The sequence below is a fragment of the Clostridium sp. AM54-37XD genome (assembly GCF_003478225.1).
In the GTDB taxonomy this organism is placed as follows: domain Bacteria; phylum Bacillota; class Clostridia; order Lachnospirales; family Lachnospiraceae; genus Coprococcus; species Coprococcus ammoniilyticus.
Map to the genome: position 1 here is coordinate 28,384 of NZ_QUEV01000002.1, position 16,422 is coordinate 44,805.

The 16,422-nt window shown below is 44.1% G+C and carries 11 protein-coding genes; all 11 read left to right on the top strand.

Annotated features, from left to right (window positions below; all coding sequences use genetic code 11):
* Positions 1-132: 132 nt before the first annotated feature.
* The 11 genes from DXA07_RS01940 (at position 133) to ybaK (ending at position 16,370) form a co-directional block, all read left to right on the top strand.
* Positions 133-1,488, top strand: a complete 1,356-nt coding sequence (locus tag DXA07_RS01940; protein ID WP_207663732.1) for an ArsB/NhaD family transporter — start codon at positions 133-135, stop codon at positions 1,486-1,488.
* Positions 1,489-1,910: 422 nt separating this feature from the next.
* Positions 1,911-3,584: an AMP-binding protein gene (locus DXA07_RS01945; protein ID WP_117784457.1), complete on the top strand. Its 1,674-nt coding sequence runs from the start codon at positions 1,911-1,913 to the stop codon at positions 3,582-3,584.
* 89 nt (positions 3,585-3,673) lie between these two features.
* The gene (locus DXA07_RS01950) at positions 3,674-4,114 is read left to right on the top strand and encodes a thioesterase family protein (protein ID WP_117808115.1); all 441 of its coding nucleotides are present in this window, start codon (positions 3,674-3,676) and stop codon (positions 4,112-4,114) included.
* Positions 4,115-4,494: 380 nt separating this feature from the next.
* A complete protein-coding gene (locus DXA07_RS01955; RefSeq protein WP_118483136.1) occupies positions 4,495-6,543 on the top strand; it encodes a hypothetical protein in 2,049 nt (682 codons plus the stop codon).
* Positions 6,544-6,634: 91 nt separating this feature from the next.
* Entirely contained in the window at positions 6,635-7,663 is a 1,029-nt protein-coding gene (locus DXA07_RS01960) for a DUF4430 domain-containing protein (RefSeq protein ID WP_118483138.1), read from the top strand.
* The gene (locus DXA07_RS01965) at positions 7,656-8,570 is read left to right on the top strand and encodes an energy-coupling factor transporter transmembrane component T (RefSeq protein WP_243013849.1); all 915 of its coding nucleotides are present in this window, start codon (positions 7,656-7,658) and stop codon (positions 8,568-8,570) included. The genes DXA07_RS01960 and DXA07_RS01965 overlap by 8 nt, the downstream gene beginning before the upstream one ends.
* Entirely contained in the window at positions 8,567-11,365 is a 2,799-nt protein-coding gene (locus tag DXA07_RS13250; RefSeq protein WP_147352420.1) for an ECF transporter S component, read from the top strand. The genes DXA07_RS01965 and DXA07_RS13250 overlap by 4 nt, the downstream gene beginning before the upstream one ends.
* Positions 11,358-12,047, top strand: a complete 690-nt coding sequence (locus tag DXA07_RS01975) for a YkgJ family cysteine cluster protein (protein WP_118483142.1) — start codon at positions 11,358-11,360, stop codon at positions 12,045-12,047. The genes DXA07_RS13250 and DXA07_RS01975 overlap by 8 nt, the downstream gene beginning before the upstream one ends.
* A 58-nt stretch (positions 12,048-12,105) precedes the next feature.
* Positions 12,106-15,501: an ATP-binding protein gene (locus DXA07_RS01980; protein WP_118483144.1), complete on the top strand. Its 3,396-nt coding sequence runs from the start codon at positions 12,106-12,108 to the stop codon at positions 15,499-15,501.
* Positions 15,498-15,881 (top strand): response regulator, encoded by a 384-nt coding sequence (locus DXA07_RS01985; protein ID WP_118483146.1) that lies wholly within the window; start codon positions 15,498-15,500, stop codon positions 15,879-15,881. The genes DXA07_RS01980 and DXA07_RS01985 overlap by 4 nt, the downstream gene beginning before the upstream one ends.
* Before the next feature lie 6 nt (positions 15,882-15,887).
* A complete protein-coding gene (gene ybaK, locus DXA07_RS01990; protein ID WP_118483148.1) occupies positions 15,888-16,370 on the top strand; it encodes a Cys-tRNA(Pro) deacylase in 483 nt (160 codons plus the stop codon).
* Positions 16,371-16,422: the final 52 nt, after the last annotated feature.

A 16,422-nucleotide genomic window follows, 5' to 3' on the forward strand; every position in this document is an offset into this window, starting at 1 on the left:
TTCTGATATTACAGGGAAAAGCAGAAACTATTGACAACAAAAGAAAATAAAGAAGAAAGTAAGAAAATTAAATGTCGCCAGACGAAACATAAAATAAGCCCGGCGGCATTTTTTTCGATGGAGGTTACACGCATGGTAGCACAGATTTTGGCACTTGCCATTTTTGTAGTTATGTTCGGATTGATCATATCTGAAAAATTTGAGCGTCATGTTATCACATTGGTATGTGGACTGGCAACACTTGTTCTGGTATTTGGTGTAGCAATGCACAGCATGGATGCGATACTTGAAACATTAAATATCAGAAACATTTTTACACTTTCGTTCTGGTATGAGGCAGGAGCCTCATCCGAGAGTACGGGTGGTATCAACTGGGCCACGATTATCTTTCTTGCGGGAATGATGGTTATGGTAGAAGGTATGGCAAAGGCGGGTTTCTTTCGCTGGCTATGTATGACGATCGCGAAAGCCGTTCGGTATAGGGTCATTCCGATATTTATTACATTCATGATCATGTCATTTGTCCTTGCTATGTTCATTGACAGTATCACGGTTATCCTGTTCTTAGCAGCAGTTACGGTGGAACTGGCGCAGCTTCTGGACTTTAATCCGATTCCGCTGATCCTGTCTGAGATCTTCTGTGCAAATCTGGGTGGATCGGCAACAATGTGTGGTGATCCTCCAAATATCATTGTCGGAACATCCCTTCGGTATTCGTTCTCCGATTTTATTACAAATACCGGCCTGATGGCGGTACTTTCACTGGTGGTTATTATTTTTTACTTTTATTTTTGTTTCAGGAAAGAACTCACGGCATCTTCGGCGTCACAGACTTCGGAGAAAGATCGTCCATCACCGGTATCTGCGATCACGGATAAACGGGCATTTGCCATTAGCTGTGTGATCTTTTTATGTGCGGTTGCCTTACTTATCACACATGCACAGACCGGACTGACAGTTGCATTTATCGGTCTGTTTATAGCAATACTGGTTCTTCTGACATCAGGAAAGAATATCGGACATATTTTAAAAAATGTAGATTATAAGACGATCCTTTTCTTTATTGGTCTGTTTGTTGTAGTCGGTGGTCTGGAGCAGACCGGTATTCTGGAACTGGCAGCCGGATTTATCGGGAAGGTAAGCCATGGAAATGCCAAGGTAATGATAGCTATTATTATCTGGGTATCCGCAATCGCAAGTGCATTTGTAGATAATATTCCATTTGCCGCAACCATGATCCCGGTTATCAAGACTCTGGCAGCATCGACAGGTGTGGATCTCTCGGTTCTTGCATGGACACTGGCAATGGGTACAGATATCGGTGGAAGTGCGACTCCGATCGGGGCATCGGCAAATGTTGTCGGAATGTCGATCGCGGCAAAAGAAGGTCATCCGATCTCCTGGGGCAAATATTGTAAGGTATCGGCTCCGGCATCCGTTATCGTTATTCTGATCTCGATGGTCTGCATCTATCTGCGATATTTCTAAATTATAATAAAGGTGGAATATAACTGCAACCAGCTAATTATATATTGACATTACCAAAGATTTCGTAATGAGATGCATAGTGCCAGTAAATACGAGTGCCTGTTTGAGTCCGAAGGACGAGTTGGCACAGGAGTATTTACGAATCAGGCATATGCAGCGAATAGAAATCGACGTAAGTCAATATATAATTAGCTGGTTGTAGTTATAATTCCCCCGTTTTTTGTAAAAATGAACTGCAAAAAACTGTTGACAGATAAGTGAAATATGGTACTATAGGTAAAGTAGTTTTCAAAACTACGTTTGAAGTTAACGAAAAACCCAGAATAAAGTCTGAAAAAACCGAGAACGAAGTTGCAAAAACGTGAAAAAAGGAAACACATTTTTCATTATATAGATCATTATTTTACGGAGGAACAGACAGTATGATAACAGAGTTAAAACCGGAAGAAGGAATTGCCGGAAAGTTTGTCAAGACAGCATTTGATGAGAATGGTGTATTAAGCAAGATTGAATTTACAAATGATGAGACCTTCAATTTTGCATTTGATGTAGTGGATGCATTAGCAGAAAAGACACCGGATAAGACAGCGTTGATCTATGTGTCCAGAGATAAGGAAGAAAAGAAGTTTACATTTAAAGAGATCAAAGAGTATTCCAATATGGCAGCAAATTATTATAAGAGCCTTGGTATCAAGAAGGGCGACAGAGTGCTGCTGGTATTAAAGCGTCATTATCAGTTCTGGTTTACGATTCTTGCACTTCACAAGATCGGAGCTGTAGCAATTCCTGCAACCAATATCTTAAAGGTAGAAGATTACAGATACAGAATTGAAGCTGCAAATGTAAAGGCTGTTGTATGTACAGCTGATGACAAGATTCCGGATGCAATGGCAGCCATCGATCCGGATGATAAGGTGATCAAGGTTATCGTAAATGGTGAGAGAGAGCATTTCCATCCATTTGATAAAGATATCCTTTCATTCAGCAAAGAATTTGCACGTCCGACAGGTGAAGATACAGTTTATGCACATGATACCATGATCATCATGTTCACATCAGGAACAACCAAGCATCCAAAGATGGTTGCACATAATCATCTGTATGCACTTGGACATTATATTACAGCAAGATATTGGCATAACGTAAAGACGGATGGTATTCATTTTACAGTATCCGATACCGGCTGGGGTAAGGCTCTCTGGGGCAAGCTCTATGGTCAGTGGTTATGCGAGACCTGTATTTTCGTTTATGACTTTGATGTATTCAGTGCGGACAATATCATGAAGCTTGTAGAACAGTACAAGATCACAACCTTCTGTGCGCCACCGACCCTTTACAGAATCCTTGTTAAGATGGATCTGAGCAAATACGACCTTTCCGCACTGACTTACTGCACAACCGCAGGAGAAGCCCTGAATCCGGAAGTATTCTATAAATTCAAAGAGATGACAGGATTTACGATCTTTGAAGGCTTTGGTCAGACAGAGACTACACTTGCGATCGGAAATCTGAAAAATACAACACCGAGACCGGGTTCCATGGGTAAGGCAAGCCCACTCTATGATGTTCACATTATGAGACCGGACGGAACACTTGCTGATGTAGATGAGACCGGTGAGATCGTTATTAAGATTGCAGATGGCGAACCATATGGTCTGTTCTCTACTTATAATAATGATGAGAAAATGACAAAAGAAGTTAAGCACGACGGTTATTACCACATGGGTGATACCGCATATATGGACAAGGATGGATATTTCTGGTTCGTAGGCCGTGTGGATGATATCATCAAGGTTGCCGGATACCGTGTTGGACCTTTTGAGATTGAAAATGAGATTATGAAGATCCCATATGTTCTGGAATGTGCAGTTACAGCTATACCGGATGGAACCAGAGGACAGGCAATCAAGGCAACGATCGTTCTGACAGAAGGAACGGTTGGCGATGATAACCTGAAGAAAGAGCTGAAGCGTTATTTCAAGGAGAACATGGCGAGCTACAAACGTCCTCGTGTGATCGAATTTGTCGATGAGATGCCAAAGACGATCAGTGGTAAGGTAAGACGTGTAGAGATCAAAGAGAAAGACTGGAAATAAGTCCGGACGATTATCTGCTGGGATAGATTACAGGCAGATGAAATGACATAGCCTGTGAGAAGCAGGCAGGAAATGGAGATGTTCATAAAATGATAGATATGGAAATTAAGCCATATGAGCGTATGGTTTATTACTATGAAACTGACAGAATGGGAATTGTTCATCATTCTAACTATATCAGATGGTTTGAGGAAGCGAGACTGGACTGGATGAAGCAGATTGGATGGGATTACAAGACCATCGAGGACGACAATATCATTATTCCGGTATTGTCGGTATCTGCGGAATACAAAACCATGTCCAGATATGGAGACAACATTGTGATCTATGTAAAGCTTGCAGAGTACACAGGCATCCGTATTGGATTTTCCTATGAAGTACATGACAAGAAGACCGGAGAGCTTCGGTGCGTCGGCACATCCTGTCATTGTCTGCTGGATGAGAACAATAAGCCGGTGTTCATGCGGAAACGTTATCCGGAGAAGGATGCGTTCTTCAAGGAGCTCATGAAGCAGCAGGCTGAAGAATAATATTATAAAAAAAGCCCACACCGTGATCAGATCATTTCTTTATGCAGAACACTTTCGTTCTGTGTCTCACGTAGCGGTACTAAATTCACCGCAGAGCGGTTCATCAAGGACCGACGTGAGACAAGGTCTGCCAAAAGAAATATCTGATCACGGCGTGGGCGTTTTTTATAGCTACATTTGTTTGTGTTCCCCTGCCAGATCCTCGCTGTTGACACATTGTTTTATAATTGCTAGTATAGGCTTGATATAAGGGATTTCCATGCGAAATCAGGTATTATGTATGAGCATTATGGATGAGCTTGTTAGGAAAACTTGTTAAGAAAGATTATGAAGATCATGGCTGCAGGGCATGATGTATTTTGAAATGATATGAGGTTAGAATGAGAAAGATAAAAGAAAACAGAGAGAAAATGTATAGATCGCGTTGGACGAAAATTGTTAGTTATATGTTGGTAATGGTGATGGCTGTTTCCTTGTTTGGACAGGTTGCTGTGAATGGAGCATTTGACGGAACTGGCAAACAGGCAGGCACAGGTGTGATCGCGGGGCTTCGTCGGGTAGAGGCAGCTTCGGATACTTCTATTGATTATAAGGCGGCTTTGAAGGAAACGTCTGTTGCAATCGAGAAAAAGCTGACAACCTATAAGGTGGAAGTGGCAGATGAAACAGGCGGAACTTCCGTCGTAGACTGGTATGGCCCTGCAAATGCTTCAATCGGTGGCGAGTGGGCTGTGATCGGAGAAAGCCGTTATGGACGGAAGAATGTATTGTGGTATCGTGCCTATTATGAGAATCTGGTACGGGTATTACAGGCAGCCGGAGAAGCACAGGCATCTGCGGATGGAACAACTACAGGTGGAAGTGCAAAGACTGTGCCATTGAAGCTCGACAGCAGAAAGGGAACGGAAAATTCCAGAGCCATTCTTGCACTGACTGCTATGGGGATAGATGCGTCAAACGTAGAAGGGTATGATCTGACAGCAGCTTTGTCGGATATGACATATGTAAAAAAACAGGGCTTAAATGGACCAATCTGGGCGTTGATTGCGCTGGATTCCGGTAATTATGAGATACCGCAGATCACATCGGGTAAAACAACAGCCCAGGTATCCAGAGAAAAACTGTTATCTTATATATTAAGCAGTGAGCTTACAGATGGTGGATTTAATCTGACGAAAAGTGATTCACAGGGGGCAGATCCGGATGTGACAGCAATGGCATTGCAGGCATTTGCACCATATTATACCGGACGGATAACTGTTGGAACAGAACTTCAGAAGCAGATCAGGGAAGCAGTGGACCGGAACATACAAGTTCTCTCAGATATGCAGAAAACCTCCGGAGCATACAGTTCATATGGAAGTGAGAATGCAGAAAGCACGGCACAGGTGCTGGTGGCTTTATCCAGTCTTGGAATTGATGGAAGAACGGACAGTCGTTTTGTAAAAAATGGAAAGTCTGTGCTGGATGGTCTGTTGTATTTTTATATATCATCAACCGGAATGTTTAAACATGTAGACACGGAAAAATCCGGCAATCAGATGGCGACCGAGCAGTCGTTTTACGCATTGGTAGCGTATCAGAGGTTCCAGAATAAAAAGGCAACCTTGTATGATATGACAGATGCGGATAAAGCATGTGTTATGGATCTGACAGATTGCAGCGTAACCATTTCAAAGACCGCATACATATATACCGGAAAGACGATCAGACCTGCAGTGACTGTTACCTGTAAAAAGCTGGATGGAACAACGATCACTTTAAAAAAAGACACAGATTATACAGTCACATATAAGAATAATAAAATGCCGGGCAAGGCAACGGTCGTAGTAAAAGGTAAGGGTGATTATACCGGAAGCGTAAGCAGAACGATCACGATCGCACCGATGGCAACGGTGATTTCTTCGGTGACAAATACAGAAACCGGAATCCGGCTGAAATGGAAAAAGACGACAGGCGCAGAGAAATATATCATATATCGTAAAGCGGGAAATGGCTCCTGGAAGAAATATAAGTCGGTAAAGGCGGCAAATGGATGTTCCTTTACAGATACTAAAGTTACAAATGGAAGCAAATACGCATATAAGATACGGGCGTATGCGGATGGTGTATATGGAGCATACAGTTCCATACACACAATATACCGGGTAAAACAGCCGGCTCTGAAAGTGAAAAAGGCAGGAAAAGGCAGACTGAAGTGTTCCTGGAAGAAGAATACGAAGGCGAACAGTTACCAGATCATGTATGGAACGAAGGCGTCCATGCAGGGGGCAAAGACGATCGCGATAAAAAAAGCCGGAACCGTGAAAAAGACTATAACCGGATTAAAAGCCGGAAAGAAATACTATGTACGGATCCGGAGCTGTAAAACGGTGAATAAAAAGAAGTATTACAGCAGTTGGAGCAAGACCGTAAATATCCGGGCATGATCGGGATCGTAGAAGATGAATAAACATGCAGATGCCCGGAAAGCAGAAATTACAGGTACAATAAATACCGTATGACAGAAAGCAGCAGCATATGAAGTTCATTAAAAAAAATATAAAAAAAATAATTGGTATTCTAGCGGTGGTGCTGATCCTTACCGTGGCATTCTGGTATGGTGGAAATGCACCGGGTTCCAGAGGCTTTTCCGGATTTGGAAAGCAGCATACGGAATTCCGGAATTCGACCGAACTGGCAGAAACTGAAACTGGTCAGGAGGAAACCGGACAGTCATCGGTGACGGAATCGGAAACAACAGACGGTCAGGACGCTGATAGTCAGGATGCAGACCGTACAGATGAGACATCAGAAGGAGTGTCAACAGAAGAACCGGCAAATAAAGATACACAGGAAACGGCATCAGGTGAAACCGGAACCGAAAATAAACGGGCGGATAGTCCGGCTGCAAATGACAGCTCCGAAACAGAAGATGGACAAGGCTCTTCTGGGACGACAGAGGTTCTGACCGAACAGCCGACGACGGAACAAACGACTGAAACAAAAGAACCGAAAACAACGGAACAGCCAACGACGGAAGAACCAGGGCAGAATACGACAGAAGCTCCAACGACGGAACGACCGTCACATCAGAAACCGGAGAAGCCTGCAACAACGGAAGAATCGGAAACGACAGAGCAGAAGCCGGCCGAGGAGCAGACATATACCTGCACGATATCGATTAACTGCGATAATATTCTGAAAAACTGGAATATGTTAGATAAGAGCAAGCAGTCCTGTGTACCTGCCGATGGCTGGATCCTGAAGGAAGTCGAGGTAGAATTTAAAAAGGGACAGACCGTATTTGATGTATTAAAGGATATCACGAAAAAAAAGAGTATACAGCTTGAATATTCCTTTACTGCATTATACGGAAGCTACTACATTGAGGGAATCCATAATCTGTATGAATTTGACTGCGGAGAATTATCCGGTTGGGAGTATTGTGTCAATGGGAAGTTCCCGGCATTTGGATGCTCAAAATATGTATTGAAAGATGGAGATAAGATTGAATGGAAATACACCTGTGACCTTGGAGCAGATGTAGGAAATCCATATTTTGAATAACAGACAGGAGAAACAGGTGAAGAAGATCAGAAGGGATGCATTTGCAGACAGTCATCCAATCGTGAATTTGATATATTTTATATTTGTCATCGGATTTGCAATGATGTCGCTTCATCCGGTTAGTTTAGGGATCGCTTTTTTGGGAGCGGTCTCATATTCTATCTGCCTGAATGGCAGACGGGCACTATATCAGAATCTGCGCTATATGCTGCCGGTTGTGATATTGACGGCACTCATTAATCCGGCATTCAGTCATCAGGGGGTGACGATCCTGCGGTATCTGCCGTCCGGCAATCCGCTGACGCTCGAATCTATTCTGTATGGTATAGCGGCTGCTGTAATGCTGGTGACAGTACTGTGCTGGTTCTCATCCTTCAACAGGATCATGACTTCTGATAAAATGATCTATCTGTTTGGGCGGCTGGCACCGTATCTGTCGATCGTTCTGTCTATGACGTTGAAGTTCCTGCCGGAATTTACCGCAAGGATCCGGCAGGTATATCAGGCACAGAAAGCGGCAGGCTGTGTGATGCCTGGGAAATATTTTAAACGGCTTCGAACCGGTATGCGAGTGATCTCTTCGGCAGCAACCTGGGCGTTAGAACGGGCGGTCATAACAGGTGACAGTATGAAGAGCCGGGGATATGGGTTAAAAGGCAGGACAGCATATTCATTATTTCATTTTAGAAAAAGTGATGGCTGCTGTCTGGTCGTGATTCTGGCAACGGGAAGCTTTGTTGCGGCAGGAATGATCCGGGGCGTGATTGACTGGCAGTATTATCCGGATATAACAGGAAATGGATCAGACGGAATGGGAACTGCGGTATTTGCAGGCTATCTGTTATTAGTAAGCCTGCCATGTGTGATGCATTTGTATCAGGCAATCCGGGAAAGGAAGAAAAGATGAAATTATATGAGATCGATAATCTGACATTTGCATATCCGGATATAGCATCGGAGAGGGATGATGTTTATCTGAAGCCGGTATTAAAGAATGTCAGCTTTTCTATAGAAAAGGGAAGCTTTGTCATTGTTGCAGGTGGTTCCGGAAGTGGGAAGACGACATTGCTCAGACAGTTGAAATCCGTTCTGGCACCTTGTGGAAAACGGGAGGGAACGGTCTGTTTTCAGGGAAAAAGTCTTGAACAACTGGAAAATCGTACACAGACAGAGCAGATCGGATTTGTTGTACAGGATGTAGATGCACAGCTCGTAACGGATAAGGTATGGCATGAGCTTGCATTTGGGCTGGAAAGTCTTGGATATGATAATGCCTTTATTCAGAAGCGGGTAGCGGAAATGTGCTCATTCTTTGGTCTGGATGGGATTTTTCACAAAAAGGTAAATGAATTGTCCGGCGGACAGAAGCAGTTGGTAAACCTGGCATCAGTCATGGCAATGGCGCCCGAGGTGGTGATCTTAGATGAGCCGGCAAGCCAGTTAGATCCAATGGCAGCGAGGGAATTTTTCCAGTGCCTGTATCGTATTAACCGGGAACTTGGAACTACGGTGATCCTGACAGAACACAGACTGGAGGAAATCTGGCCGATGTGCAGCCAGTTCATTCTGATGGAAGATGGCAGAGTGATCTATGATGGAAGCATTGCAGATGGCGTGGTGCTGTTGGCACAGAATGCACCGGCAATCGAGATCCCTGCGGCATGCCGGATCGCATTTGGATTGTCAGGTTATGGAGTTTTAGACTGTCCGGTTACAGTTGCAGAGGGCAGAGAATGGCTGCGGCAGTATGATGAAGACCATGAACAGGCGATAGCAAAGGGACAGGCAGAGCGGGCGGATACACAAGGGAAAAACCAGACAGCGGAGAACGTGATCGATATTAAGGATGTATTTTTTCATTATCCATCCATGGAGAAAGAGGTATTGTCCGGACTTACCTTGTCGGTAAAGCGGCAGGAGATCCTTGCCATAAATGGTACAAATGGATGCGGAAAGTCAACATTGTTATCCCTGATCGCAGGGAACTACCGGCCGGACAGAGGCAGGATCCGGCGGGAGAAGCAACTCCGGATCGGATATCTTCCGCAGGATCCCAAGCTGTTATTTACTGCAAATACCGTTGGAGAGGAACTGGGACTGATCCGCAGGCATGGGGCATTTGAGGTGGTGGAGCAGGAGATTTCGAAGGAGACAATATGGAACAGTATTCATTTCTGCCGGCTGGAACCTGTACTGACACAGCATCCATATGATCTGTCAGGGGGAGAACAGCAGAGACTTGGACTTGCAAAGGTACTGCTTGCTGCTCCGGATGTGATACTGATGGATGAACCGACAAAGGGCATGGATGCAGCATTTAAAAAGCGGTTTTCGCATATGATGAAGAAGCTTAAAGCTTCCGGACATACGATCGTGATGGTAAGTCATGATATTGAATTCTGTGCAGAAACGGCTGACAGGATCTGTCTGATCTTTGATGGCAGAGTGGCAACGGTTGCGGGAACAAACGATTATTTTTCAGGAAATGAATTCTATACGACTGCGGCAGCCAGAATAGCAAAAGGAACAATTCGGGACGCTGTAACGGTTGAGGATATTCTGCATGCATATGGTAAAACCGGTGCTTGGGATCAACCGGATGACGATATAGATGACGGAATTGTATGGACAGATACCGGGAACAGGAAGGAAAATGACGAAGCAAAGCAGGAAGAAGACCGGATAGGAAGCGGCACTCAAAGCGAGATATCAATACAGGAGAAAAAACCGGAAAAAATGTCATTTGTCCGAAAACTGGGACTTCTACTTACAACGGTTATCATGGCGTTCTGTTTTTATAAGACAATGACACAGGCGGATCTGACCCGGCTGATTGAGGATGGAACGGTGACCGGAGAAGGTATACAATATCTGATCTTGTATGGTATATTTATATTAGCAACGGTCATATATATTCTGTTGCTGCGTCCGGTCGGAAGAAACAGGGATCAGGATATTGACCTGCGCAGAAGGAACCGGATCAGCAGAAAAAAATTGATCATAACGGTTCTTTGTATTGCAGCAGTGGCAGGAACGATCTGGTTTGGCAAGACGGTTCTGTCAGACCGGAAGTATTATTTTATTTCTCTTCTGGTTCTGATCGAAATGATGATACCGTTTCTCACAGCCTTTGAGACAAAGGCACTGGGAGCACGGGATATTGTAACGGTGGCAGTTCTGTGCGCGCTTGCTACAGTCGGAAGAACAGCATTTTTTATGATCCCGAATTTTAATCCGGTTATGGCGATCGTGATCATCAGCGGGGTAGCATTTGGATGTGAGACCGGATTTGTGACCGGAGCGGTGACGATGCTGGTATCGAATATGGTATTTGGACAGGGACCGTGGACACCATGGCAGATGTTTTCACTTGGCCTGGTTGGTTTTGCGGCGGGGCTTGTATTTAATAACAGTCGGGTCAGAAGTCAGAATGTGACGAAACTTGGCCTGTGTATCTTTGGCGGCCTGTGCTGTATTCTGATCTATGGCGGTATCATGAATCCGGCATCTGTGATCATGTGGCAGCCGGCAGTGAACCTTAAGATGATCGTGGCAGCGTATGTAACCGGCTTTCCGTTTGATGTGGTACAGGGATTTGCGACGGTTCTGTTTCTGTGGATCATGGCCCGGCCATTTTTGCTGAAACTGGACCGGATCAAGATAAAATATGGAGTATTGTGTGAGGTAAAACAGCATGCTTAGAAATTGTAGTCTGGAAGAGATATCGGATGGTCGTTTATACGATCAGACGGATATGGTAAAAGCATATTGCAATGAATGTAAAGGGTGTCATGCCTGCTGTGAGGGAATGGGAAATTCCATCATCTTAGATCCGCTGGATGTGAGCAGACTGACAAAGGAGACAGGGAAGAGTTTTGAAGCTCTGCTTGCCGATACGATAGAGCTAAATGTTGTAGATGGGTTGATCCTTCCAAATATCAAGATGGTAAATGGAACATGTACTTTTTTAAATGCAGAAGGCAGATGTGGGATCCATGCGGCAAGGCCGGGATTCTGCAGACTGTTTCCGCTTGGCAGATATTATGAGGATGGCGGATTCAAATATTTTCTTCAGATCCACGAATGTGATCGGGCAGGCAAGGTGAAGGTCAAGGTATCAAAATGGATCGATACACCGGATCTGCCGAGATATACAGAGTACATTAATGCGTGGCATAATTTTCAGAAGCAGGTGCAGGCGGCATTTGCACGGATCCGTATGCAGGACGGGGCAGAAGAAAGTAAGGATGCACGGATCAAGCAGATGTGTATGTATATTCTGAATATCATGTATGTTGCGAGATATGAGGAGAACCGGGATTTTTATGAGCAGTTTGAGATGCGATTGGAGCATCTGAAAGAACTGCTTGAGTCAGGAATCTAGCAGACAGATCCTGATCGGGAACGGTATAAATGCGGATAAGAGGCGGGGAGTGTGAACGATGGTAAAAAGAGCATATAAAAGACTGGTATTTTATATAAGTATATTTGTGATCCTTATGGCAGGCGTGATCCTGATCTTCTGTGCAAGAGAGATCCGGGAGACAACGGAGCAGGTGGATGATGAGATGAACAATAATATAGATTATGCCGCTATGTCCTGTCAGAACTGCCTGTCGGATGCGATTGATATTCTGACAGTGAATTATTTCACAGTGCAGTATATGCATGAGTCGGGATATAGTATGGATGAGTTCCGTGCGTATTTTACCGAACAGACCGATTATCTGAAAAATGAAGAAAGTATGCAGTATCTGGGGATTTATGGATATATTGACGGAGAACTGATGCTGAGTACTGCATGGGAGCAGCCAGAGGGATATCGGATCGAGGATCGTTCCTGGTATCAGGAGATGAAGCAGAATGGTACAGAACTTACGATTACGACACCATATCTGGATATGAAGACGAACCGGCAGGTGGTATCCGTCGGACGTATGTTCCGGGACGGTTCGAACCTGATCGGTGTAGATGTTGATCTGGAGGATCTGTCAAATCTTCTGAAAGAGTTGGATGCAGGAGCGGGTGAAATCTATATTGTTGATCAGACCGGAAGCATTATTGCGGGGGAGAATCCCGCATTTATGGGAAAAACACTGGACAGCATATATCACAGAACGGGTGCATATGAGAATTATGTTTCAGATATTGATAAGGAACTTGCTTCGGAGACGGAAGGTACTGTCAGCTATAAGACAGACAGTGCATGGATATCTGTGAAACCAATCTTGGATAACTGGTATGTGGTTGCGATCGTGGATAAGAATGAAGTCAGCAAACTGGCAGCAAAAAATGCAATCCCTTCTGCGGTGACACTGGCTGTTGTACTGCTGGTATTCTTCATGCTTTATATGAACCTGTTTGTCCGTGTATACCGGACGGGAAAAAAAGGCAGAGCTTCGATCGGAGTTGAGCGTTATGCCTCTGGTTCTGTTCTGCAGGATGATAAGCGGGTGAAAAAGGTTGTATTTTATGTATATATCCTTTTTGCCACATATTTTATTATGATGTTTTATCGGTTTCAGAAGGCTCCGGTGTTCATTGTTGTGACATTGGCAACTATGTTGGTCAGCTTTCTTGTGACTTTTATCAGAAAGACTACGGTAAAGATACATGGATTATGTATGTCGGGCTGCCTGTTTGCAATCGTTGCGATGTATGGACTGGTACCGGGTGAACATAACCGCCTGACTGATATGTTTCTTGCGGCAGCCGTTGTTGTGTCATTGTACCAGAAGATGGAACTGAATATATTTATGCTGATCAGTACCATCGTTTATTATTTGTATATGGTTCTTGCCGGCCGCTATATATCACAGGCAGATCCACTCGATGTCAGCGAGACGGTTATGGATCTGCTTATCATATTGATTGGAAGTCTGATGCTTCTTGTGGTGATCGCATGGAACAAGCAGCTTCAGGTTCGTTTGAAACAGAAGGCAGAAGAAGCAGAGGCTGCGGCGAACAGCAAGTCCGCATTTCTTGCAAACATCTCACATGAGATCAGGACTCCGTTAAATGCGATCCTGGGTATGAATGAGCTGGTGCTCCGGGAGAGCAGACAGCCGCATATCAAGGAATACGCTATGTATATCAAGAATTCCGGTAAATCGTTGCTTACGATCATCAGTGATATTCTGGATCTGTCCAAGATTGAATCCGGAAAGGTATATCTGGTGAATGAGAACTATTCGCTGAGCAGCCTTGTGGAGGATGTCGAACGATCCATCCAGAAGCGTATTATGGAAAAAGGGCTGGAACTTAAGATCTATGTAGAACCGGAGCTGCATGAGAATTTGAAGGGTGACGAGGTGCGTATCAAACAGATTATTATGAACCTTTTAACAAATGCAGTAAAATATACAGAAAAGGGTGAAGTTCGTCTCTATATCACAGGAACTGTTATGGATAATAAACAGAACCTGACGATTGAAGTTTCCGATACCGGCATTGGTATGCGGAGTGAGGATATGGATAAGCTGTTTACAAATTTTGAACGACTGGATCTGAAGCGGAACCGCTCAGTTGAAGGTACAGGACTTGGACTTCCGATCACCAAGAATCTGCTGGTTGCAATGGGTGGAGATATTACAGTCAGCAGTGTATATGGTGAAGGTTCCACATTTACGGCAACGGTTGGACAGGAGATCGTAAATGAAGAACAGATCGGGGATTACAGAAAGAAATATAAAGAACAGCTTCATCAAGAGGTCTGTTATCAGGAGTCCTTCCATGCAGAGGATGCCCGGATCCTGGTTGTAGATGATAATGAGGTTAATCTGAAGGTCGTGGTTGGACTTGCAAAGAATACAAAACTTCAGATCGATACGGCACTTAGTGCGGCAGAAGGACTGGAACTGATCCGCCAGCATACCTATCAGCTTCTGCTGATCGATCATATGATGCCGGAAATGGATGGAATCGAGATGCTCCAGCATGTGAAGACCATGGATGGCGGCATTTATAAAGATATACCGGCAGTTGCGATTACGGCAAATGCATTATCAGGAGCAAAGCAAACGTATCTGGATGCTGGCTTCTGCGGTTATCTGTCGAAGCCGATCAATCCGGAACGCTTTGAACAGATCATTAAAGATAATCTTCCACAGGAATATGTAACGGAATGTGGAGACGGGAATGGAGATACTGTCACAGGAGGACAGGAAACAGACGGCACACCGGATCTACAGCAGGCAGAAGAATGGAGCATACCGGGAATTGATATCGCGAAAGCCTTATCCTATATTGGCGGAAGCAGAGAGCTGTATATCAGTCTGCTGCAGACTTATCTGGATGGAAGTGAAGAACGGATCCGGAAGCTTGAAGAATGTAAGAACAAAGAAGACATCTTTAATTATGATATAACGATCCACGGCCTGAAGGGAATATCCGCAAGCATTGGTGCAGATTCTATGGCGGCAGCCGCTGCAGGACTGGAAGAAGCATGTAAGGATCCACAGACGGCATTGGCGTATATTCAGATGAATCATGACCAGGCAGTAAGCCAGTACCGGGAGCTTCTGGAACAGATAAAAAAATGGCTTGCGAATATAGAAACAGATGGTAAAATAGAAAAAGAAGCGGTCACAAAGATAACGGAGATGTTTACGATCATCAGTGATTTAAAAACTGCTGTTTTTGAGTATAAAGAGAAAGCTGCATGCACCTGTCTGGAACGATTGTACAAGATAGAGATACCGGAGTTAGCAGATGAAATGGGTGCAAAGTATTATGGAATACTCGATAAGCTGTATCAGTATGTTTCGGATTATGATATGGATAAAGCTTATGAACTGGCAGAAAAACTGGAAACGGATATTAGGAGGATACTTAAGTGAAACGAACAGTATTGGTTATAGATGATGATAAGATGATACTTGATATGATCCAGGGAATCCTGGAGGACAAATTTGAAGTATCAGCCGTGAATGATGGACAGAAGGCGTTCCGTGTTCTGGAACGGATTCATCCGGATGTCATCCTGCTTGATCTGAAGATGCCGGGTATGGATGGATATGATGTGATATCCAGACTGAAAGTAAATCAGGAATATAAGGGTATTCCGGTTATTTTCCTGACGGCAGTTACAGACGAGTATTCAGAGACAAAATGCTTTGAAGCAGGAGCGGAAGACTACATCTGTAAACCATTTACAGCGAATGCATTAACAGTGCGGCTTGAACGTGTTTTGAATATTCATGAGTGTGTAAGGGTATAAGAAACGATGGGAAAAGAGACAAAGACAAATGCGATGCGGATTCTCGATCGTATGAAGATTCCGTATACGCTCAATCAATATAACTGTGAAGAATTCATTGATGGTGTGCATATTGCAGATATGCTCGGACAGAGTTATGAGGAGAGCTTTAAGACGATCGTAACAGTTGGAAAGAGTCAGGGCTATTATGTATTTGCATTACCGATCGACAAAGAGATCGATCTGAAAAAAGCAGCCAGAGTGGTTGGCGAGAAGAATCTGGAACTGCTTCCTGTGAAAGATATTAACAAGGTTACCGGCTATATCCGCGGCGGCTGTACGCCGATCGGCATGAAGAAAGCATATCCGACCGTGATCCATGAAAGTGCGGAAACACTTCCTCAGATGATCGTATCCGGTGGACGCCTCGGCGAACAGATCATGTTAAAGCCGGATGATTTAATTCGCGCGGTGAACGGACGGTATGCGGATATTATTTCGGAAAGATAAAAGAATATCGGATAAAGAAAAAGAACGGGTTGTCATGGCCTGTTCTTTTTTT

Bases quoted from the DNA above. Each gene is read 5' to 3' on its own strand.
- DXA07_RS13250 (WP_147352420.1), top strand. From the start codon at position 8,567: ATGAAATTATATGAGATCGATAATCTGACATTTGCATATCCGGATATA.
- DXA07_RS01950 (WP_117808115.1), top strand. From the start codon at position 3,674: ATGATAGATATGGAAATTAAGCCATATGAGCGTATGGTTTATTACTAT.
- DXA07_RS01945 (WP_117784457.1), top strand. From the start codon at position 1,911: ATGATAACAGAGTTAAAACCGGAAGAAGGAATTGCCGGAAAGTTTGTC.
- DXA07_RS01940 (WP_207663732.1), top strand. From the start codon at position 133: ATGGTAGCACAGATTTTGGCACTTGCCATTTTTGTAGTTATGTTCGGA.
- DXA07_RS01960 (WP_118483138.1), top strand. From the start codon at position 6,635: ATGAAGTTCATTAAAAAAAATATAAAAAAAATAATTGGTATTCTAGCG.
- DXA07_RS01955 (WP_118483136.1), top strand. From the start codon at position 4,495: ATGAGAAAGATAAAAGAAAACAGAGAGAAAATGTATAGATCGCGTTGG.
- ybaK (WP_118483148.1), top strand. From the start codon at position 15,888: ATGGGAAAAGAGACAAAGACAAATGCGATGCGGATTCTCGATCGTATG.
- DXA07_RS01975 (WP_118483142.1), top strand. From the start codon at position 11,358: ATGCTTAGAAATTGTAGTCTGGAAGAGATATCGGATGGTCGTTTATAC.
- DXA07_RS01980 (WP_118483144.1), top strand. From the start codon at position 12,106: ATGGTAAAAAGAGCATATAAAAGACTGGTATTTTATATAAGTATATTT.